General features: G+C 37.6%; 18 protein-coding genes. 13 read left to right on the top strand and 5 right to left on the bottom strand.

Going from position 1 to position 21,081, the window contains the following annotated elements:
- Positions 1-3: 3 nt before the first annotated feature.
- Together DW000_RS04005 and DW000_RS04000 are read right to left on the bottom strand one after the other, a co-directional pair.
- Positions 4-2,439, bottom strand: coding sequence for a homocysteine S-methyltransferase family protein (locus DW000_RS04005; RefSeq protein WP_120055205.1), 2,436 nt, complete (start codon positions 2,437-2,439; stop codon positions 4-6).
- Between the two features lie 47 nt (positions 2,440-2,486).
- Entirely contained in the window at positions 2,487-3,254 is a 768-nt protein-coding gene (locus DW000_RS04000) for a hypothetical protein (RefSeq protein WP_004698043.1), read from the bottom strand.
- Between the two features lie 922 nt (positions 3,255-4,176).
- Here DW000_RS04000 and DW000_RS03995 point away from each other — a divergent pair.
- The 10 genes from DW000_RS03995 to DW000_RS03950 all read left to right on the top strand — a co-directional run bounded on the left by DW000_RS03995 (position 4,177) and on the right by DW000_RS03950 (position 13,012).
- Positions 4,177-4,947 (top strand): AAA family ATPase, encoded by a 771-nt coding sequence (locus tag DW000_RS03995; protein WP_004698040.1) that lies wholly within the window; start codon positions 4,177-4,179, stop codon positions 4,945-4,947.
- 179 nt (positions 4,948-5,126) lie between these two features.
- Positions 5,127-6,056: a ParB/RepB/Spo0J family partition protein gene (locus DW000_RS03990; RefSeq protein ID WP_120055203.1), complete on the top strand. Its 930-nt coding sequence runs from the start codon at positions 5,127-5,129 to the stop codon at positions 6,054-6,056.
- Between the two features lie 310 nt (positions 6,057-6,366).
- Positions 6,367-7,632 carry a [FeFe] hydrogenase H-cluster maturation GTPase HydF gene (hydF, locus tag DW000_RS03985; RefSeq protein WP_120055201.1) on the top strand — a complete coding sequence of 422 codons (1,266 nt, stop codon included), beginning with the start codon at positions 6,367-6,369 and terminating at the stop codon, positions 7,630-7,632.
- A gap of 211 nt (positions 7,633-7,843) precedes the next feature.
- The gene (locus DW000_RS03980; protein ID WP_004694397.1) at positions 7,844-8,365 is read left to right on the top strand and encodes a DUF4446 family protein; all 522 of its coding nucleotides are present in this window, start codon (positions 7,844-7,846) and stop codon (positions 8,363-8,365) included.
- 9 nt (positions 8,366-8,374) lie between these two features.
- The gene (locus DW000_RS03975; RefSeq protein WP_008714564.1) at positions 8,375-9,331 is read left to right on the top strand and encodes a M23 family metallopeptidase; all 957 of its coding nucleotides are present in this window, start codon (positions 8,375-8,377) and stop codon (positions 9,329-9,331) included.
- Positions 9,332-9,460: 129 nt separating this feature from the next.
- Positions 9,461-10,039 (top strand): cob(I)yrinic acid a,c-diamide adenosyltransferase, encoded by a 579-nt coding sequence (locus DW000_RS03970; protein ID WP_004694402.1) that lies wholly within the window; start codon positions 9,461-9,463, stop codon positions 10,037-10,039.
- Between the two features lie 29 nt (positions 10,040-10,068).
- A complete protein-coding gene (locus DW000_RS03965) occupies positions 10,069-11,208 on the top strand; it encodes a hypothetical protein (protein WP_120055274.1) in 1,140 nt (379 codons plus the stop codon).
- A gap of 77 nt (positions 11,209-11,285) precedes the next feature.
- Positions 11,286-11,663, top strand: a complete 378-nt coding sequence (locus DW000_RS03960; protein ID WP_004698027.1) for a spore germination protein GerW family protein — start codon at positions 11,286-11,288, stop codon at positions 11,661-11,663.
- Between the two features lie 280 nt (positions 11,664-11,943).
- On the top strand, positions 11,944-12,402 hold the full coding sequence (locus DW000_RS03955; protein ID WP_004698051.1) for an OmpH family outer membrane protein: 459 nt from the start codon (positions 11,944-11,946) through the stop codon (positions 12,400-12,402).
- Positions 12,403-12,490: 88 nt separating this feature from the next.
- Positions 12,491-13,012, top strand: coding sequence for a nitroreductase family protein (locus DW000_RS03950; RefSeq protein ID WP_120055199.1), 522 nt, complete (start codon positions 12,491-12,493; stop codon positions 13,010-13,012).
- Between the two features lie 163 nt (positions 13,013-13,175).
- Here the strand turns inward: DW000_RS03950 and DW000_RS03945 are convergent, their stop codons facing one another.
- The 3 genes from DW000_RS03945 to DW000_RS03935 all read right to left on the bottom strand — a co-directional run bounded on the left by DW000_RS03945 (position 13,176) and on the right by DW000_RS03935 (position 15,320).
- Positions 13,176-13,463: a DUF1637 domain-containing protein gene (locus tag DW000_RS03945; RefSeq protein ID WP_120055197.1), complete on the bottom strand. Its 288-nt coding sequence runs from the start codon at positions 13,461-13,463 to the stop codon at positions 13,176-13,178.
- A 233-nt stretch (positions 13,464-13,696) separates the two neighbouring features.
- Positions 13,697-14,362 (bottom strand): hypothetical protein, encoded by a 666-nt coding sequence (locus tag DW000_RS03940; RefSeq protein WP_120055195.1) that lies wholly within the window; start codon positions 14,360-14,362, stop codon positions 13,697-13,699.
- A gap of 1 nt (position 14,363) precedes the next feature.
- Positions 14,364-15,320 carry a DUF1858 domain-containing protein gene (locus tag DW000_RS03935; RefSeq protein ID WP_004694418.1) on the bottom strand — a complete coding sequence of 319 codons (957 nt, stop codon included), beginning with the start codon at positions 15,318-15,320 and terminating at the stop codon, positions 14,364-14,366.
- 394 nt (positions 15,321-15,714) lie between these two features.
- Here DW000_RS03935 and sfsA point away from each other — a divergent pair, with 394 nt between their 5' ends.
- From sfsA to DW000_RS03920, 3 genes are all read left to right on the top strand, one after another.
- Positions 15,715-16,977, top strand: a complete 1,263-nt coding sequence (sfsA, locus tag DW000_RS03930; protein ID WP_120055193.1) for a DNA/RNA nuclease SfsA — start codon at positions 15,715-15,717, stop codon at positions 16,975-16,977.
- Positions 16,978-17,199: 222 nt separating this feature from the next.
- On the top strand, positions 17,200-18,006 hold the full coding sequence (locus DW000_RS03925) for a hypothetical protein (RefSeq protein WP_120055191.1): 807 nt from the start codon (positions 17,200-17,202) through the stop codon (positions 18,004-18,006).
- A 152-nt stretch (positions 18,007-18,158) separates the two neighbouring features.
- Entirely contained in the window at positions 18,159-21,080 is a 2,922-nt protein-coding gene (locus tag DW000_RS03920; protein ID WP_120055189.1) for an N-6 DNA methylase, read from the top strand.
- Position 21,081: the final 1 nt, after the last annotated feature.

The raw sequence follows: 21,081 nt of genomic DNA, 5'->3' as shown, positions 1-21,081 counted from the left end.
ACATTATTTTTCTAGTGTTTCAAAGAAATCGTTAGCATGGTTAACAGCAGCGATGCCGTCTTTAGCGTAGATATCCGCGCCTGCTTGGTCTGCGTAGTCTTGAGATACTACGGCGCCACCAACCATGACCTTAGTTTTAAGGCCTGCTGCACGGATAGCAGCGATAGTATTGTCGATTTGTGGCATGGTTGTCGTCATCAAGGAACAGATGCCAACGAGGGCAGCTTTGTTATCTTTAATAGCTTGTACGATAACTTCTGGGTCAACGTCCTTACCAAGGTCGACGATTTTGTAACCATTGTTTTCGAGCAATGCTGCTACGATATTTTTACCTAAATCATGAATGTCGCCTTTAACTGTAGCTACGACAACGGTGCCTTTATCTAAGCTTTCACTAGCAGGAATAATTTCTTTAATGGTGTTGAAAGCAGCCTGCATTGTTTCAGCAGCAAGCATTACTTGTGGTAAGAATAACTTACCAGAACCAAACTTATCCCCCACTACGTTCATCGCTTCAGATAAGCCTTTTTTCGTAAGATCTAATGGATCGATACCATCTGCTAAGGCTTTTTTTACAAGATCAATGATAGCTTCTTTTTCGCCTTGTTCTACACATGCGCGAATATTGGCTAAAGGATCATTACTATCGAAGGATTTTTTATCTGGCCCTTTAGGAGCAGTGTTACCAGGAGCGGTAGTTTCGTCTTCATAGCCGTATTCTTTAATAAATTCAGCAGAACCTGGGTCCCAGCCTAGTAAGGTAGTACTAGATACAAATGCTTTTTTTGCTGGATAATTGAGTGGATTCATAATCGGTGTTGTTAAGCCACATGCGAGAGCCATTGTTAAAAATTGGCCGTTCAAATATGGACGCTGAGGCATACCGAAGGAGATATTGGACAAGCCCATTACTGTTGGGAAGCCAAATTTTTCTTTATATAATTGTAGTGTACGCAATGTTTGGCGTGCACTATCTTCACCGCTGGCAAGTGTTAATACCAATGGATCGAGTAATAAGTCATGTGGTTGAAGACCATAACCATACGCGCGATTTACGATACTTTCAGCTAAAGCAACGCGGTCCTCTGCTTTTTCAGGAAGGTCACCACTGGATAATGGCAAGCAAAGCAATGCTGCACCGTATCGTTTAGCTAAAGGCATAACTTGAGTGATGGACTCCTCCTCCCCATTTACGGAGTTAATAAGAGCGCGGCCTGGGTAGTTTTTAAGAGCTACTTCCATAGCTGCTGGGTCCAATGTATCGATAGACAATGGAGTTTCAACGAGCATGGATAATTCAAAGATTGCTCGTTCCATCAATGGAGTTTGATCCATGCCAGCTACGCCCATGTTTACATCGAGGATATCTGCGCCTGCCTCTACTTGATCTAAGGCATCGCGCTTTACACGAATGAAAGAGCCATCGCGCAATTCTTGAGCGAGTACTTTACGACCTGTTGGGTTAATACGTTCACCAATGATAAGCGGTTTTGTATGATGGCCCAACTCTAAAAGTTTAGTACGACTTGTAATAATTGTTTTAGGTGTAATGTGGGTACGTTCTTTTGGCGTATGAGCTTTCACCGCATCGGAAATAGATTGAATATGAGCTGGTGTTGTACCACAGCAACCACCAACATAACTAGCGCCTGCATCAACGATATCGAGCATCAATGGTCCCATCTCTTCAGCTGAAAGTGGGAATATAGTTTGTTTATTTATTAATTGAGGCATACCGGCATTTGGCTGACAGCTTATTGGTAAATTTGTAACGCTTGCAATCTCTTCGATAAGTGGTGTAATTTGTTCAGGTCCAAGGGAACAGTTGATACCAATGATATCAGCCCCTATAGCTTCTACGATAGTAGTTGCTACTGCTGGTGGTGTACCTGTAATAGTACGACCGTCTTCACTAAAAGAAAATTGACAGATGATTTGTACATCATCTTTTGTCTTCCCTGCTGCTTCACGAGCATCTAAAGAGGCTAATAAAGCGGCACGCATTTCCTGTACGTCGATGATAGTTTCAATGATAATAAAATCAACGCCACCTTCGATTAATGCTTCGGCTTGTTCACGATATGTATCATAAATGGAGTCAAAGCTCATATTGCCTAATGGTTGTAAAAAACGACCTGTAGGTCCCATAGAACCTGCTACACGAGCAGTTGGTTTAGTCTCTGCAATGGCTTCTTTTGCTACCTTCACAGCTGCAATATTGATTTCTCTTACGCGATCCTGTAAATCATAATCTTCTAATTTAAGACCACAAGCACCGAATGTATTGGTAGTGATTACATCACTGCCATGTTGTAAGTATTGAGCATGAATATCCTTTACTACTTCTGGTCTTTCAATATTAAATAGCTCTGGACAATAGCCTTCTTCTAAGCCTGCCGCTTGAAGCATTGTGCCCATAGCACCGTCAAATATATACATAAACATCTTCCTTTAACATCCTAAATTACAATGTTTCACGTGAAACACTATTGTATTGGTTGCCCCTTCATGGCAATACCAGAAATGTCGGCAGTAGTTTTACTACCTTCCTCTTCTCCCCCATCTTGGGTGTTGACTGTTGCTTTCTCTGGTAATTTTCGAGATGCACAGTTTTGTTGTGAACAAGATGTACAGCCTCGTTTAGTTTTAATATCTTCGTTTGCTGGCATTAAACCGATGATAGCCGTTACAGACTTACGTGGGAATAATAAATAGTTCTCTGTTACTTGTAAGCCAATCATCTCTGTTTTGATGATTTTAGCTAATTGTGGTTGGATTTCTAGTGGCCAGTTGCCATAACCAGGGCTAAAACGCCAAGTTGGCTTATAGCCTTGTTTTTTAGCAATTGTATTGATTACTTCGTTTACCTGATCAGCTACCTGTTCTACAGCAGTTGTGGCTGCTGCATCAAGTAATAAGCCTACCGTATAGTTACCTTGTTTAAATAACTGTTCACTACGAATTTCTACATCTTCTCCAACTGTTACGCCTAATACGTATACTTTAGTAGATTTTTCTAGATGCTTTTCGATGATAGACCCTTCAATTTTAAGTGGTGGATTGCTTAAAATTGTTTTTGTTTCTGCATCGTAATCATATTCTTGATATACACCCCTAGGTGTAGCCAATAATTGGATTTCCTTACATGCTTCGTCAACATAGTTTTGTGGGAAATCCTCAGCGTGACGAAGTCCTGCGTATCGTTTTACTTCTGCTTTGTCGATGGCAGGAAGCATTCCGTTATAGATGGGCATAGAAACGCCTCCTCTTCAAAATAAAAAGCTCTGCATATCCGTAGAGCGTGTGCTTACTGTTATCAATTGTATATATAGATCTTATAAAGTGATTTTTCTAGACTCTTAAGATTATCAATCTAATTACTATCTAACTAATAGTATATAGATATGAATAATACCTGTCAAAGTATATGGGGCCTGTATTCTCATATAATTTAGTAGTATATAGGTATAGTTTAAAGTTATATCAAAATGATTTTTGTTCATAAAAGTTATTGATGATGAAGGTTTTATATGTTTAATGTTAACCATAATGTTTCACGTGAAACAATTTATTAAATATAATCTAATAATTTGTTATGAGTATATAAGTATATTAATATTAGTTCATTACATTTCGTATATTATTGTTATATATAATGTTACCGATCAAAAGTTGATTACTTTATACCTTTCGCTAATGGTGTTGTTCTATAAATAAAAAAAATGATATAAAATAATTTTGTGTATATTTGTCTATTGGTATAGATTTATATTAATATGATAATTTTTTACTGTAAAATTTTTTATTAATTTTATAACTTAATTTTTGCGTTAGATTTTAATCCTTAGATGTTTCACGTGAAACATTTAATCGTAAAACTTATAAAACATTTGATGTAATTTTTCTTATTTTGTGTTGTACTATATAGTAAAGGAATAAATTGCTATGTTTCACGTGAAACAATAAAAAATAAGTGTTGTAATTATATTAATGAAGTTATTTACCTATAAGTTTATGTGCGTAATATAAATGTAAGTGGGAAAAATGTAGTAGATAAATAAAATAATATAGTAGATAAAAAATTAATGAGAATTTGATTTATAAATACCGTAATTAGCATTGTTTTATGTTATAATGGAAAAGAAATATTTTGAACGAAGATGTGAGGTGAATTAAGTGGGCAAAGTTATAGCTATTACTAATCAAAAAGGCGGTGTTGGTAAAACTACAACATCAGTAAATTTGAGTGCTTGTTTAGCTGATGCAGGTAAAAAAGTATTACTGGTTGATTTGGATCCACAAGGTAATGCTAGTTCTGGGTTAGGTATTGAAAAGGATGATTTAGAGCTCTGTGTGCATGATGTTCTAATTGATGGAGAACCAATTGCTGATATTGTACAACCTACAATGCTTGAAAACCTATTTGTGGCGCCTGCAACAATTCAACTAGCTGGTGCTGAAGTAGAACTAGTTTCCGTTGTTTCACGTGAAACAATGTTGAAAAAAGCATTAGCGTCAGTAAGAGATACATATGATTTTATCGTTATTGACTGTCCACCATCTCTCGGGTTATTAACATTAAATGCCTTCACTGCTGCTGATAGTGTATTGATTCCGATTCAAAGTGAATTTTACGCATTGGAAGGGGTTAGTCAATTAGTTAAAACGATAACAATTGTACAACAAACATCAAATAAGGATCTTGAAATTGAAGGCGTGCTATTGACTATGTTTGATGGCCGCACAAATTTATCGATTCAAGTAGCCGATGAAGTAAAAAAATTCTTTGGCAATAAAGTATATAAAACAATTATTCCTCGTAATGTACGTTTAAGTGAGGCACCTAGTTATGGGGAGCCAATCATTGTATATGATCCAAAATCCAAAGGTGCTGATGTATATACGAAATTAGCTAAAGAGGTAATTAAAGCATCTAAAACTAAATAAGCACTAGAGATAAATAAGTATTAAAGCTCAATAAACACAAAAGCGAAGTAAGTACCTAAAGGTAATAAGTATCTGTTATATGTATGTATCTAATGCTAAGAATATTAGTTTTTGGTGGTTTGCGTGATTTACATATTTTAAATTTGTAAATATTTGTAAGGCCGAGAGAGGTTAGTTGTATGCCAAGAGAAATTAAAAGCAAAAAAAGCAAAGCGTCTGGATTGGGGAAGGGCCTTGAGAATTTAATGAAGGTTGACTCTGTAGAGTCTGTATTGCCTGAAAAGGAGATACATGAACTGCCAATTTCTGAGTTAGTTCCAAATGTAGATCAACCGCGTAAAAGTTTTGATGAAGATAGTCTAGCTACATTGGCTGAATCAATCAAGAATCTTGGTATTTTCCAACCGATTGTAGTTCGTAAACAAAAGAATAAATATCAAATTGTAGCTGGTGAGCGCCGTTATCGTGCTGCTATGATTGCTGGATTGAAAACAGTACCAGTTATTGTTAAAAAATATAATACCGAAGAAATGACAGAGGTTGCTCTTGTAGAGAACCTACAACGTGAAGGATTAGATCCCATTGAAGAAGCATTGGCTTATCAAGGATTGATGGATACTTATAAGCAAACGCAAGAAATGATTTCTGCTCGTCTTGGCCGTAGCCGTTCATATATTGCTAATATGGTTCGTCTTTTAAAATTATGTGATTCTGTACAAAAGGATCTTATCGAAGGTGATTTAACGGTTGGTCAAGCTCGTCCATTATTAGCGTTAAGAAGTGCAGCTCAACAAATAGAAGCAGCTGAACGTATTAAAGAGGGTGAGCTAAGTGCTAGACAAGCAGAGGCCCTTGTTAAGTCTATGCAAAATAAATCGTCTAAAGCAAAGACTGGTAAACCTCAAAATACGGCAGAGGTTCGTGCCCTAATGGACCGTTTAAAACTAAGCTTAGGGTCCCCTGTGAATATTAAATTCCGTGCAGGCAAAAAAGTACAAGGAAAAATTGAAATTGCTTTCTCCTCTGAAGCTGAATTAGAAAGACTTATTGCATATATGGATGGGCAAGATCAAACAGAAGATACGGAAACAATAGAGTTTAGAGTATAATTGGCTAGCAAAAGCAAAAGCAAAAGCAAAAGCAAAAGCAAAAGCAAAAGCAAAAGCAAAAGCAAAAGCAATAGTAATAGCAATAGCCGTAACACCAACAATAATAGTAACGATAATAATAACAACAATAACAATAATAACAGCTATAGCAATTGTAATAGTCGTAATAATAACAATCTGAGGTAAAAGTGTAGTCTACGGGCTGCGCTTTTACTATATGTAAGAAATTTATTAAAAAATAAGATAAGACGGAAGAAGTTTTATAATATATTTTGTAATATATGTGAAGGTTAAGTAACAAGGATAGGTTATGGAACAAACACCTAAGGCAAACCGCATACATATTGCCTTTTTTGGCCGTTGTAATGCTGGTAAGTCTACATTGATCAATATGTTAACTGATCAGCCTGTATCGTTAGTATCCGATGTGGCAGGGACTACAACAGATCCTGTAAGCAAAGCTATGGAAATCTTACCACTTGGCCCTGTGGTGATTACTGATACTGCTGGTATAGATGATACAACTGAATTAGGTGCATTGCGCATGGAGAAAACCGAAGAGGTCGTGAAAAAGATTAACTTGGCTGTTTATGTGCTTCGCACCGATGAAGAGCCAACCTCCGACGATATGCACTGGTTAGGTCTTTTGAAACAAAATAATGTACCTGTTGCACTTTTCATTAATGAGATTAATGCTGTGCCAAACAATTTAACGGAGTCTAAAGCTAGTATAGGCAGAGATATACTGGGAGAGCGTTATATAGCAGATCATACGGGTTTATCTGAATTGGTTACTGTCATTGACTCTGCTGACTTCACATCTGATGCGAAACGATTAGAGTTGCTTGATTTACTCGGTGGGCTAACACCACTTGATGTAGAAGGGGAGCAAACTCTTTTACAAGGTTTAGTTGAAGAGGGGGATACAATCATTCTTGTATGTCCTATCGACAGTGCCGCACCAAAGGGGCGACTCATCTTGCCACAGGTGCAAACTATCCGAGAAATTCTCGATTATAAAGGCTTAGCTTTAGTCTGCCAAACAGAAGAATTACCGGCTATGATTCACTCGCTTAAGAATCCCCCTAAAATGGTAATCTGTGATTCCCAAGCGTTTGATCGGGTTGATGAGTTGACGTCTGATTCGATTCCGTTGACGTCCTTTTCTATTTTGATGGCGCGGTTCAAGGGAAAATTACAGGATTTAGTAACTGGTGTTAAGGCTATTAAGAATCTGAAAGCTGGTTCCAAGGTGCTTATCAGTGAAGGTTGTACACATCGTCGTCAATGCGATGATATTGGGACTGTAAAAATACCTAATCTTTTAAAGAAGCAAGGTTATACAGATTTACAGTTAGAATTCACTAGTGGGGGAACATTCCCTAAGGATGTATCACAGTATGATTTGATCATCCACTGTGGTGCTTGTATGCTAACACGCCGTGAGGTGTTACGTCGTATTGAATGCGCTGTTGTACAAGGTACACCCATTGTAAATTACGGTGTACTCATAGCAGCTCTACATGGTATACTAGAACGAGCAATAAGCCCATTTGTTGACGAACTAGAGGGCTAATAAGTAGCATTGTAATATGTATGTAACACATACATTTAGATATACATTACATGCTTGTTATATACATTGTTATATAGGTATCGTTTATCTATATTAGATATATTAAATATTAGATATATTAAATTAAATTGCATGCAGTCATTTAACTTTCACAATAGGAGTGGTATAATTAACTGTTGGAGTTTTGATGATTGTATAGGAAGGAAAATACATGTTCGAATCGATTCAACCGTGGATAGGCATGGTTACCATCGTTCTTGTTATAGTGTTATTCGTATATTGTGTAATCTTACACATCCGTTTAGGTAGTTTGAAAAAGAAATACGATTTCTTTATGCAAGGGGAGCATGGCGCGAGCCTAGAGCGTAAATTATCTGTAGAGGTTAGTGAAATTCGCGATGCTGCGAAAGGCCTTGAGTCCTTGTTATCCGAGCAAGTGGCAATTCGCAATATTCAGAGTAATACGATACAAAAAATTGGCTTTATTAAGTATAATGCCTTTGAAAATATCGGAAATGATCTGTCCTTTGCGCTTACCTTGCTAGATGGCAACAATAATGGCATCTGTATCTCTAGTATTTACGGTCGTAGCGAATCTCGTATTTTTAGTAAACCTATTGTGAAAGGTAAAAGTTTAGTAAGTCTTTCACAAGAAGAATTAGAAAGTTTGAACGAAGCGTTGGGTGAACGTACCAATGAGGAAGCGTTGACGAGTGCTATCGTCTCGAAATAAGGAAGTTTTATGTTGAAAATACCGGCATTCATTTCAAACAAAGTTGAAAGAAATGGTGACAACTGCATATTGACATTAACTACCAAGCAAGCGAAACTCGTTGCCATTATTGGTTCTGTAGTATTGGTCTTGGCATTGGTACTCGGTATTTGGGGCATCGTGCGCCAGGCTGAGGTTGTGCAATTACGTCAACAAACGCAATTGCAATCGGAACAGTTGAAATTGTTACAACAAAAAACAGAGGTTCTGGATAAGAAAATTCAAAACTTAAATCAAATTAGTGAAGAGAATAAGCAAATGCTGAAGGGCGCTGAATCTGGCACACCAGCTCAAGGTGGTGGGGATGGTAGCGACCCAAAGCAGGAAGCCGCTGATAATAGTGAAGCACAGACGTTAACAGCGGCACAATTATCGGCTCGACTATCCAAAATGGATAAGGAAGCACAAAAATTGCTTGTTAGTTTCTATACAATGCGCAATATCCTTCGTGATGGTGGCGCACAAGATTTGATGGCATTACAATCCATCAATTTCTCCGCTGGTTCTGGTGGTGCTGTGAATAGTACGACACCTAGTATTTGGCCAAGTAAGGGCGTTATTACATCTCCATTTGGTAGCCGTGTTGACCCTGTTACGGGTGCTATTGGTGCATTCCATGAAGGTATCGATATTGCCGATGACTATGGTTCCCAAATCGTGGCTACTGCGGCAGGGGTGGTAACCTTTGCAGGATATACAAGCGGCGGTTATGGTAACCTTGTTGAAATCGATCATGGCAATGGCTTTGTTACCCGTTATGGCCATAATAGTGCCGTATTGGTAACGGTAGGGATGAGCGTGAAACAAGGTCAAACCATTGCTTTGATGGGTAGTACTGGTAAAAGTACGGGTGCCCACGTTCACTATGAGGTACGCCTTAACAATACGCCTGTAGACCCTATGATTTTCTTACCAATTAGCAATTAGAAATATAAAAGCTTATATAAGACCTAAAAAGAACTTGTTATGCGTGCATATGCGCTTATAGCAAGTTCTTTTTCTTTCCTTTTGTATATATATATTGTAAAATAAAAGTATATGAACGGAGGTATATCTATGAAGGCCTATGTACAAGTTTATACCGGCGAAGGCAAGGGCAAAACAACTGCCGCAATTGGCCTAGCTATTCGTGCCATCGGCGCTGGCAAGAAAGTCCTCTTCTTACAATTTATGAAATCTAAAGTATATAGTGAGCATACTATTTTACCTACCTTAACAAATTTAACGTTAGAAACTGTGGGCAAGCCATTCTTTATCATCAAAGAAGGCATGAAGAGTAAGGATGAACTTGCTAAATGGGGCGATGAAGTCGTTGTCTTTGAGTCTGGTAATCCTCCGAAGGATTATGTGGCTCTTATCGAAAAAGGCTATGAACGTGCACTCGCTGCGATCAGCAGTGGTGAGTACGACCTCGTTGTACTTGATGAGTACAATATGGCTCTCTTCTTTGAACTCATTACATGGGATAAAACTAAAGCTTTACTCGATGCTCGTCATCCAGAAACGGAACTCGTATTTACGGGCCGTGGGGCGCCTCAAGAATTAATTGATGAGGCCGATCTCGTAACGGAGATGAAAGAGATTAAACATTACTACCTACAAGGCGTAATGGCTCGAAAAGGCATTGAAAACTAATCATAGGAACACCTAAGGAGGTGATGTGGTTGAGTACAGTGGCTATTGTGGCCCTCGTTATTGTGGCCATCATTGTAGCACTCATCTTGACTATCCTACTGGCACCAATCACATATAGCATCGAAATTGATGGACGGACGCCATATCGTGGCGAACTGCGTATCAAATGGCTGTGGCGCGTATTTTCACTCCACTTAGCGTACATTCAAAATAAACCATTTTTTAAGGAATTATACGTTTTAGGTGTACTTAAGATCGGTCCTGTGAAAGACTATGAACAATGGCTTGAAAATCGTGTAGATGAAGAATATCAAAAGGTAATGGATGATGACGGCGACATATCACAAGCAGAAGCTTTTGCAAAGGCTATGCAAGGAGGCGGACAAGGTCCGACTGCAAGCTCTAGCGGCACAAGCTTTGATGACTTGAAGAGTGCCCAAGGCTCCAATACAATCTTTGATGATGACGAATCACCAGGGGCGGGGAGCGCACCTAGGGCAAAGGAGCGCATTGAGCGACCTGATGCGGCTTCTAAGGATATGGATGCACAAGCTCGTGCTGAGCGGTATGATTCGATACAACAAGATCCAACGGCTCATATTCAAGATGATGATGAAGTAATAAGTCATGTTACTTTCAATAGTGACGGATCTATCAAGGAAAAGGTATTTACAAAGGTAAATGATATCAAAACGACTGTGAAACAACGTTTTGGAAAGCCTGATCCCAATGATCCGGTAGCATCATTCAAGTCTGAAATTCCTACATTCTGGTTCATGAAACACTTGAGAAATACAGAGTTGTGGCGTCAGATATTCCTTGTGTCGAAACGATGCTATAACCACTCTAAACCACGTGATATGGCTATAGAGGGCCGATTTGGTATTGGCGATCCGTATCGGATGGGGCTTATTGCATCTATGTTGTATAGCATTTGGCCTGAGCAAGCAGAGTCTATTGAGATAGATTATGTGAACTGGGTAGCTGAAGGCAGCGGCCATATTAAAGGTCGTATGATTCTTGCCGTATTGGCGTGGTATGGTACTAGATTCTTGGTATCTAAACCTATGCGTTCCCTATTGGGTGAAAGTGCTCGTGTCTTCTGGGTTAAACGGAAGGAAGCCAAGCAGCTAGAAAAGCTAAAAGCCGAACAAGGTCAAACAGCGTAAGGATATATAAAGTCAATTGAGTATATGAGCTGTATTATTACAGCTATAATACTTTCACAAAAAGCGGAGGTACTGTGATGGAGAACAGTAATGTAAAAGAGAATTTGGAAGTCCTATTCGAGAAGTTTAAGAATATGATTAAAGTGGAAACGGTAGTTGGTGAAGCTGTGCAAATCGGCGATACTACACTCGTTCCATTCGTTGACGTAACCTTTGGTTTTGGTACTGGTACAAACCACTGCACAGCCAATAAAAGCCAAGAATCTGGCGGCGGTGGCGGTGGTGCCAAAATGGAACCAAGCGCAATCCTTGTTATTAAAGGTGACCGCATCGAATTGTTCAACATTAAGGGCAACCCTTACAGCAGCAGCTTTGATCGCCTTATCGGTTTGGTGCCTGATCTCGTGTCCAAATTGAAATCCGATAAATACATCTATTTAAATGATGAACAATAATTCGGTGAATAATAAACCATAATTTGATGACAAATTATAAATAATTGGTGAAAGTCGAAATGCCCACATGTGTGTTCTGAATATGTCTGTATCGATTGCTTTAAGGGTCTCAGAGTATGCTTGTGGGTATTATTTTAAGTTCTAATAACTTTCATAAGTAGTTCATAGGGCTTTATTATGCTATTTATCATAGTCTTGTGAAAGTTAGCAAGATTTGTTATAGTAAAAATAGTACACTATTGGATTGTATAGTGACACTTTTAATCGAGGAGGATTTCAGATGAAATTATCTAAAAAATTGACTACCTTAGCTATCGTTGGTGCTATGTCTGCTACTGCTGCAGTAGCAAGTGCTGCTAACATTGGCTTAGTAAATATGAGCCAAGTAGTAAATAGCTACCCTGGCTACGGTGCATTAGATATGAAAATGCAACAAGTAGACGCTCAATACCGTCCACAAATTGAAAAAAAAGTACAAGAAATTGAAAAAATTAAAGACTCTGCACAAGCAGAAGCAGAATTCAACAAAACTGTAGCTCCATTGCTTCAAAAAGAAAACGAAGAAATCAATAAAATTGCTCAACCTATGATGCAAGCAATTCACAACACTGTTGAAGCTATCCGCGTTGAAAAACAAATGGACGTAGTATTGGATGACCCATACACAATTCGTGCTGCTGACGCTAACAGCAAAATCGAAAACATTACTAACGAAGTAATTAGCCGTCTTAAAAAATAATAAGCACAAAACCCCCTAACTGAGGTATCAGCTAGGGGGTTATTTATTAAAATACATTTGGATGAATCCGATAAAGGAGTGAGATTTAATGAAAGATTTTAAAGCATTAGCCACAGAGCGGTATTCGGTTCGAAAATTCGATAGTCGACCAGTGGAGCAGGAGAAGGTAGATATGTTACTAGCAGTCGCTCGATTAGCACCTATGGCGCACAATTATCAGCCGCAACGATTGCTCGTGTTAAATACAGAAGATAGCTTAAACAAACTAAAAGATTGTACAAATGGCCATTTTAATGCACCGTTAGCAATTATTGTTTGTTATGATAATACGGTGAGCTGGAAGCGAGAATACGATGATGCGGATATGGGGGTTGTAGATGCTAGCATTGTGGGATCTCACATCATGTTTACCGTAGCCGATATCGGTCTAGGTACAACGTGGATTGCTCACTTTGATCCTGCTAAAGTACGCAAGGCATATAACTTGCCTGATACTATCATCCCTGTAGCCATCTTCCCAATTGGTTATCCTCATCCAGACTGTGTTCCTGCACCGGGCCATACAAAACGCTTTGATGTGAGTGAATTTACAATCTATAATTCCTTTTAAAAGAATGTTTTTTAGACTATGTATTACTCTATAAGTATTTAATAACTATGGATATAACTGAACTATTGAACAGTTCTATAAAACTTAATAACTATATGATTTCTCTTTAATACATAGTTCATATAAAAAGGACAGTTGCTTGTATCAACTGTCCTTTTGTATTTTATTCTGGTTTATGAATGAGGTTTACAACGAATTCGCTGTCTTCTACGAGTGTAGCTTGGATGTAGTTGTCACCGTTGAATTCCAATACTTGGCCTGGTACGAGTACATGTTCTTCCGTTTCATTAAGGAACACTTGTACTTTACCTTTTACAACTGTAAAGATGATATTAGCTTCAGGGTGGTTATGTTTTTCTACCTTTTCACCAGCCTTGCCGCCTTTTTTTACGATTACATAGTTAGGGCCTTGGAATAATAAACCTAATTCTTGATTAACTGTGCCTGCCATAATGGACCTCCTAGTTCTAATTTTTATATTGAAAGTTTAATGTAATACATACTATGTTGTATATCTATCTTATAATTGTATTATAAATGATATTGTTTATCAATGTTGTGCTTATGGCTACAGTTTCGAAAATAGTTAAGCTATTGTATAATTTATATAAAAATAGGTATGAAAAAAGGAGCGTAAGTTACGCTCCTTTTTCAGTACATATATCTGAGAGTAGATAGTTTATATTATTTTTTATGAATTGAGTATAAACGTGTGCCGTTTTCTTCTGTCGTTACAAGTTCAAATGCTGGATCGATAGCTTTTACAAAGGCCTCGAACCATGTTTGGTAAGCTAATGCCATGAACTTAGGGTCAACGCCTGCTGTACGCCAGTAGCCTGCTTGTAATCTGTGGTCGCCAACCCATGTAAATTCTTCTGGGCTTTCAGAAACCACTTGGTCACCACCATCGCAAGGCATGCCATTTACGTAGAAGTTTTGTAACGCATTGTAAATCGCTGGTGCAGTGTGTTCTTCAAGGTTATCTTGTGCCACAACGCCACATGCTTGGCCTTGTACTGCAAAGGCATCTAGAATAGCAGTTACTACGTTTACTGCTTCATCGCCGGAGTTTGTGTCGAGCATATCCTTGATGAAAGCTGCTTCGCGAACGGAAGCGATGTTGATTTGGTTGGATAACCAGCCATGAATATTGCCATGGTCGATGATGTTTTCCAAGGGAATGCTTGGATTAATTGGCTCGCCGTATGTATCTACGGAGATGGAGTGTAGTTCCTCTGCCAAATCATCAACAACTTTAGACGTTTTTTCTAAAATCAAGTTTTCACGCTCAACGAGCAATTGAATTTTGCGATATAACCAGTAATGGATGTGACCTAAGAATGCGGACATATTAAGCTCCTTTTCGTGCTGTTTCTAATTTCTCTACTAAATCGTATACATTAAAACCGTGGATTTCTGCGGCTTGCCATAATGGCTCAGCTGTTGCAGATGGGCAACCTAGGCAGCCCATACCAATACCTTGTAATACAGGTACAACATGTGGGTAGGTTTCAACGATGTCGCGAATAATTGTGTCTGGAGTGATAGGGGAACCTGCTTCGAGACGTGGTGCTTCTACTTCAGGATCGTTACCTTGACCAGGCAAGAACACAGCTGGTTCTTCGGACTTGCTTTCAGCTGGAGCCCCTTCAAGGTCGCCCAATACAGCTGCTTTGAAAGCCTCTAAACCAATGCGGTCGATGAATTCGCCCATGCGTTCGATTTGTGCGTTTTCTTTATAGTATGCGATGATTCGATCAACTAATGCAAGAGCTTCTTTTTCTGTTTTAACTTCTGCGATGAGGTCGCCGATGCGAGGATGCGCACCGCCGCTACCGCCAGCGTATACATTCCAACCGTCTACAGTACCGATAACGCCCACATCTTTCATGCGGCTTTCAGTACAAGAGTTTGGACAACCGGACACGCCGATCTTCATTTTGCTTGGCATTTCAAGGGACAAATATTTGCGTTCGATTTGCATGCCAAGGTGTACGCTGTCTTGTTTAGCACGTTTACAGAAGGTGGTACCTGGGCAGATTTTTACGCTGCGCACGCGGTTGGACACAGTGTATGCTGGCTCCATGCCAAGCATTTCCCATGCTTTATCTACGTCTTCTGCTTTCAAATTCGTAATCATAATGCGTTGGCTGCCAGTTAATTTAAGAACAGCGCCGAACTCATTTGCTACGTCGATATATTTTTGTAATTGATCTGGTTGAATGAAACCTGCAGGAACGCGAGGTGTAATTGCATAACGGCGTTGACCGTTTTTTATGCGTTGTAAATTTGCTGCAATTTGTGCCATATTAAATCCTTTCTCGAGCCCTCTCTGCGGAGAATAGTGGCTAAAACTACTTAGTTAATCTATTAAACTCTTTATATATTAATTATTTACGCCCTAGGGTTTTGTGAAAGCTTCGCACATATATACGGACAAGTGGGATGAGATCAACTAGGCGATGCCTCATCAAAACCCGGCGTAATGATCAGTATGGGTATTTAGAATACTGACCCGACGCTCTTAGTATAAACCATTTTAACAAACAATAATGTAACTCAAGCTACAAAAATAGAACTTTTTTAATATTAATTATTGATTGTTTACTAACTATCATTATATACGATACTGTTTACAGATGAAACCCAAGGTTACATATCGTATAATAGACATATAGAATGTTCTTGATGTAGGAGAAACGATGAAAGTCCTTTACGATACTATTTTAAAAGCAACATACATAGGTCGCCCGAACCGTTTTGTGGTGACTTTAGATTTGAATGGTGAAAGTGTGCTCGCTCATTTGCCAAATCCGGGCCGCATGTGGGAGCTTTTGTTTACGGGGGTAACGATGTACATCGTACCTCACGATAAGCCGGATGCGAAGACGAAATATCGCGTGGTAGGTATAGAACGTGATAGCGTTGTTATCATGCTCGATACAAACTACAGCAACGATGTAGCGGAACATTTGATTGAAAATAAACGTATCCCTGGTTGGGAGGAGTGGCGCGTAGTGAGACGGGAGTATACGGTTAAACTACACGGCACATCATCTCGCTTTGACTTGCTCCTCACCAATGATAAGGGGGATGAGTTTTTACTAGAGGTTAAGTCTTGTACCTTGTTCTCCAAGACGGGAGCCATGTTCCCTGATGCTATTACAGAGCGAGGGCGCAAGCATTTATTGCATCTGAAAGAATTACAAAACGAAGGCTACCACACGGGTGTTCTATTCCTCGTACAATGGGACCAAGCGCAGTGGTTCTTGCCAGATTATCATACGGATTTGGAATTTGCTAAAACCTTTAAAGAGGTGGCACCTTCATTAGATTGGAAAGCTGTGGCTGTGGCGTGGGATGAGACTTTCACCATGCCTACGGTGACACATGAATGTTCCTATCCTAGTTATATCCTCGACACAGAGGCTCATGATAGTGGCGTGTATGTGATGGTCATGCACCTCGATCACGATCTAGATCTTGAAATCGGTTCTAAAGGGATGATGCATTTCAAACCTGGTTATTATATGTACGTTGGTTCCGCGAAGACAAATTTGACGAAACGCATTGAACGTCATAAACGAAAACGGAAGAAAATGCATTGGCATCTAGATTACTTCCGCGGTCACTGTGAAATGATAGCGGGCTTGCCGATTCGTACTAGTGGGCGGCCGCAGGCTATGACAATTTCTGCTCAGGAACGGCGTAAAGGTAAACTCTCTGATAATTCGGCTGCTCTTGAAAGCACAGATGTAGATCTAACAAAAATTGACGTAGAATGTGCTCTCGCTGATGCGGTGCGAGCTATTGCGGAATGGAATGTACCGAACTTTGGGTGCAGCGACTGTGACTGCAATAGCCATCTATTCGGAATGAGCGAAAATCCGATACACAATCAATTCTTTATGAACGTAATAGAAAATTACAGGATGAATATGCTAGATGAACTAGTTAATAGGTAATTATTATTGATGGGGCCCGAGAACTATATACGTAATTAATTAAAAAGTGCTATTACCTATCTCTTCGCTCCATAGTGACCTAAGTCGCTCATCAATAGGTAATAGCCCTTTTTAATACGCTAGTTATAGAGGTGTCCCATCAATAATAATTTAATCCTATCTATAGCTATATCAGCATATTTATTCTAAAGTTGGTGCAAGGAGAGAGGGGATGTTTTGTGTATGAGGTTGTTTGTTAAGTTTGTGTTGTTAGGTATCGTTGGTGTTTGTAGTGTAGTGTTGAGTGGTTGTTCTTTCATTTGGACGACGGAGAATGGTGATCCTGCTACACCAGAGGATATCAAGTCTAGCGTGGAGAAGGAGTTTTCGGTTGTGCATCCGAATCTTGTTCTTCAGTCATCTGTGGTGGAGAAGGAGAAGCCATTCCAGCGAAACGTGTATGTGTTTTATGATGAAAGTAATGGTATTTCCTTTACTACAAATTCTGTAGTCAAGCGGCCAACATTGCCGGCCCCTGGTGGCGAGCGAAAAAATGATGCGGATTTTGCGTATTCACAAGCGTATTTAGTTCATTTGAATGGTTCGTTAGTGGAACGTGCTAGGCAGTATGGCATGCGGATGGCGACGCACGAGGAAGCCTTGGAGTTAGCCAAGTCTAAAGCGACACGTGTAGCAGGTACTAATAAGATATCTCTATTCACATATGATGAGATTATCTTTGTAGACGAATCTGTAAAGGGTGGAGATATTCTAACCTTTATGAAATCTATATATAGCCTGTATAAACCGCAAGACAACCCAGCGTTATTGCACCCTCGTTCTGATAGAAGCGTAGGCTTTTATTATCTACCAAAAGGAGAAGCGGACAAAACAAAAGCTAAGTATTTAATCGCCTTTCGATTTATGGCAAAAAATGATTGGAAAGAAACCATGCTAACAGGTATTGGTAGTACTGGTAACGACACTTCGGCTGTAGAACGAGATTTTGTTAGCATTTTAGATCATATGATACAACATGCGGCTCATTAATTGTATAATTATGATGACTATATTATTGAATAAATATTATCTAGGATGTAGATAGATATAAATTATAAAGTAAGAGATTGTAAGTATTTTTTAGGTTGGCTAAAGATAATTGGGAAGTTAGTGTTAAGTTTTATATTTGGTTGAGGTAATTTATGAATGACTTATATCCTATATATAAGATAGAAAAACTAAAGGCTGATTTTGATAGTTATATTGAAAGTCAAAATTCTTATATTAGTGAAGAAAAAATTAGAAGTGGGTATATAAATAAATTACTTGAGATTTTAGGTTGGAATATTTCTAACCCTAATGAAGTTGTAGAAGAATTAATATTACAGGGATTGGCAGAAGATAAATTAAATTTTATAAATAGTAAACATCGTAGACCTGACTATTTACTTTGTAAAGATGGTATAGGGCGTCTTTTTATTGAAGCTAAGAGTAGTGATGTTAATTTCAAAGATAGCTATGAAATAGCTTTTCAAATCAGGTCATACTCTTGGTCTAAAGGATTACCGATAGGGATCGTAACAAATTTCCGCGAGTTTTGTGTTTATGATACAAGTTTTGAACCTCATATTAATCAGGATCCACAATATAGGACAATATTATTTACTATTGATGATTTAATTAATGAGTATGATAGGTATTCAAGATACCTTTCCAAGAACTTTATTTATAATTCTTTTTCTGATCTAGAATATTTATTTAGTGATAAAAAAGTAGGTAATTTATATCGTACTTTAGATGAAAGTTTTTTTATATTATTAGATCGATTTCGTGTCAAACTTGGAGAAGGTATATATAAAAATACTCCAGATATAAGTAATACGAAGCTTAATTATTATGTACAGATAATAATTAATAGAATTTTATTTATTAGAATACTAGAGGATTTAAATATTGAGGTTAGGGGCACTCTTTACTCTTTTTTATCATGTAAAAATTTCTGGGTTGAATTTGTAGATAAAGCAAATACTGATTATTATGAAAAGTATGATGGGGCAATTTTTTCAGAAGTCTTGCCAGCATTTAAGTTAGATAATGCTTTATTTGAGGATTTTATACAGGCTATTACTATTGATAGCCCATATAGATTTGATGTTATAAAATCAGAATTCTTAGCTGAAATATATGATGTTTTTCTTGGCAAACAACTTTGTATAAATGATGGAGTTGTGACTAGTCTGTTTTCGGCCTTAAGTCCTGAGGGCACTGTACCAACTCCTTCGGTTTTGTCTAAATATATATGTGATAAGACAATTCTTTTAGATAATGTAACTAAATTAAAAGAATTATTTGATATAAAGATATTGGATCCTTGTGTGGGAAGTGGAACATTTATATTATCTTCTATGGATAAATTAGTAGAAAAATATAAGGCGATTACAAACTATAAAACGGTCACTGTTGAGGATGTTAAACTTATAATACAAAATTGTCTTTATGGTATTGATATTAATTTAACTGCATTAGAAGTCTTAAAGATGACAATTGCGTTAAAATTAGTCACTAGCGGATATGTAATTACTGAACCATTTAAGCAGATTCTTAGCAATATATCTCAAAATTTTTGTCTTGGAAATACGATAGTTGATGAATTGGCGCAGTTACCTACTGAAGAATTGATAGATCAAATTCCTACAAATATTGAAGCGTTATTTCCTGATGTTATGAAAAGCGGTGGTTTTAGCTATCTTGTTACAAACCCACCTTATGTTGAGCCAAAGCATTTTAAAAAGCTTTGGCCCGAGACTTGGAAATATCTTAAAGAGAATTATAACCTGTCAGATAAACTCGATTTATCTATGTTTTTTGTAAAGAGATTTTATTGCTTATTAGCCCAAAATGGGAGGGCTGGATTTATTATCCAAAAAAGATTCTTCAAAACAAAGTATGGCGCTGCAATTAGAGAGTTTTTAAAAGAAAATGGATGTTTAACCGAAATTCATGAATTTCAAGCTAATAAATTATTTAAAAGCCGACTAACGTATATAGCTTGCTTAATTTCTGATATGGATAGGGTAAAAGAGTCAGTAGAATACTATTATCACTCAGGAGAAGTGAATAAAGAGAGAAATAATATTGAAGATATTTTACTTGATGAATCAAAGATGGTTATTGTCGATAATGATAATTTAGATAAGTCTAATTGGTCTTATAAGGAATTCTTTTTTTTCGATAAATGGTGTAAAGGTGAACATCTAATAGAGCTTAAAGATATAGGCAATATAAATATTGGTGTAGGCCCACAGGTTTTGGATTCTAAATTTTATTTCCTCTCTAAAATTGATCAGATTTCAGATAATCTTATAAGATGTAAAAATCGAAGAGATGAAGAAGTGATTATAGAAACCGGTCTCTTAAAGCCATTATATAGAAATGAGCATCCCCAGCCATTTCTGATTGATGAACAATTTAGTGTTTTTATATTATTTCCTTATGATAAGTTTGGTAAATTGATACCTTTAGAGTCAATAAAAGTTAATTATCCATATGGATATAAGTATCTTAACCATATAGATCTTTATAGTAAGACCGCTCGTGTAGATAATAAAAATGAATTTTATCGATATACAAGAGAAACTAAACTAAATTCTTTTGCTCGGCCAAAAGTTTTTGTACCTATGACCGGTCGTAATGTTATTGCATCATTTACTTCTGGGTGCGTTTTTGGAGATAATTCAAATATAAGTACTATAATGGATCAGAATGATGATGAACAATATTTAAAAGCATTATGTGTTATATTAAATTCAGAGATATTTAACTCTTTTGCATATATTTATGCTGCAGAAGCTTCTGATGGATATCTAAAAATGAATAAACAATTTTTAGAGAAGGTTCCAATCCCTAAATTGAAGTATGAGGATATCAATTTATTGGCAAGTAATTTTGATGAAATCATTAAATCAATTGAGTTGTTAAAAGGCTCTGTAGGAGATAAGTTCATTTATCATAGAAATCGATTAGATAAAATATTGGAGAGCATTAATAGGAAAATTAATTATCTTTATAAGATATCAGAAGAAGATATTCGTTTCATAAGATTATTAATAGAGGAAGGACTCTAAT

Origin of the sequence: Veillonella sp. AF36-20BH (assembly GCF_003602765.1) — a bacterium.
Lineage (GTDB): Bacteria > Bacillota > Negativicutes > Veillonellales > Veillonellaceae > Veillonella > Veillonella hominis.
This window is presented reverse-complemented; position numbering and strand designations above follow the sequence as displayed.

Bases quoted from the DNA above. Each gene is read 5' to 3' on its own strand.
- DW000_RS03955 (WP_004698051.1), top strand. From the start codon at position 11,944: ATGAAATTATCTAAAAAATTGACTACCTTAGCTATCGTTGGTGCTATG.
- DW000_RS03975 (WP_008714564.1), top strand. From the start codon at position 8,375: ATGTTGAAAATACCGGCATTCATTTCAAACAAAGTTGAAAGAAATGGT.
- DW000_RS03925 (WP_120055191.1), top strand. From the start codon at position 17,200: ATGAGGTTGTTTGTTAAGTTTGTGTTGTTAGGTATCGTTGGTGTTTGT.
- DW000_RS03945 (WP_120055197.1), bottom strand. From the start codon at position 13,463: ATGGCAGGCACAGTTAATCAAGAATTAGGTTTATTATTCCAAGGCCCT.
- sfsA (WP_120055193.1), top strand. From the start codon at position 15,715: ATGAAAGTCCTTTACGATACTATTTTAAAAGCAACATACATAGGTCGC.
- DW000_RS03940 (WP_120055195.1), bottom strand. From the start codon at position 14,362: ATGTCCGCATTCTTAGGTCACATCCATTACTGGTTATATCGCAAAATT.
- DW000_RS03950 (WP_120055199.1), top strand. From the start codon at position 12,491: ATGAAAGATTTTAAAGCATTAGCCACAGAGCGGTATTCGGTTCGAAAA.
- DW000_RS03920 (WP_120055189.1), top strand. From the start codon at position 18,159: ATGAATGACTTATATCCTATATATAAGATAGAAAAACTAAAGGCTGAT.
- DW000_RS03960 (WP_004698027.1), top strand. From the start codon at position 11,286: ATGGAGAACAGTAATGTAAAAGAGAATTTGGAAGTCCTATTCGAGAAG.
- hydF (WP_120055201.1), top strand. From the start codon at position 6,367: ATGGAACAAACACCTAAGGCAAACCGCATACATATTGCCTTTTTTGGC.
- DW000_RS04000 (WP_004698043.1), bottom strand. From the start codon at position 3,254: ATGCCCATCTATAACGGAATGCTTCCTGCCATCGACAAAGCAGAAGTA.
- DW000_RS03990 (WP_120055203.1), top strand. From the start codon at position 5,127: ATGCCAAGAGAAATTAAAAGCAAAAAAAGCAAAGCGTCTGGATTGGGG.
- DW000_RS04005 (WP_120055205.1), bottom strand. From the start codon at position 2,439: ATGTATATATTTGACGGTGCTATGGGCACAATGCTTCAAGCGGCAGGC.
- DW000_RS03970 (WP_004694402.1), top strand. From the start codon at position 9,461: ATGAAGGCCTATGTACAAGTTTATACCGGCGAAGGCAAGGGCAAAACA.
- DW000_RS03980 (WP_004694397.1), top strand. From the start codon at position 7,844: ATGTTCGAATCGATTCAACCGTGGATAGGCATGGTTACCATCGTTCTT.
- DW000_RS03935 (WP_004694418.1), bottom strand. From the start codon at position 15,320: ATGGCACAAATTGCAGCAAATTTACAACGCATAAAAAACGGTCAACGC.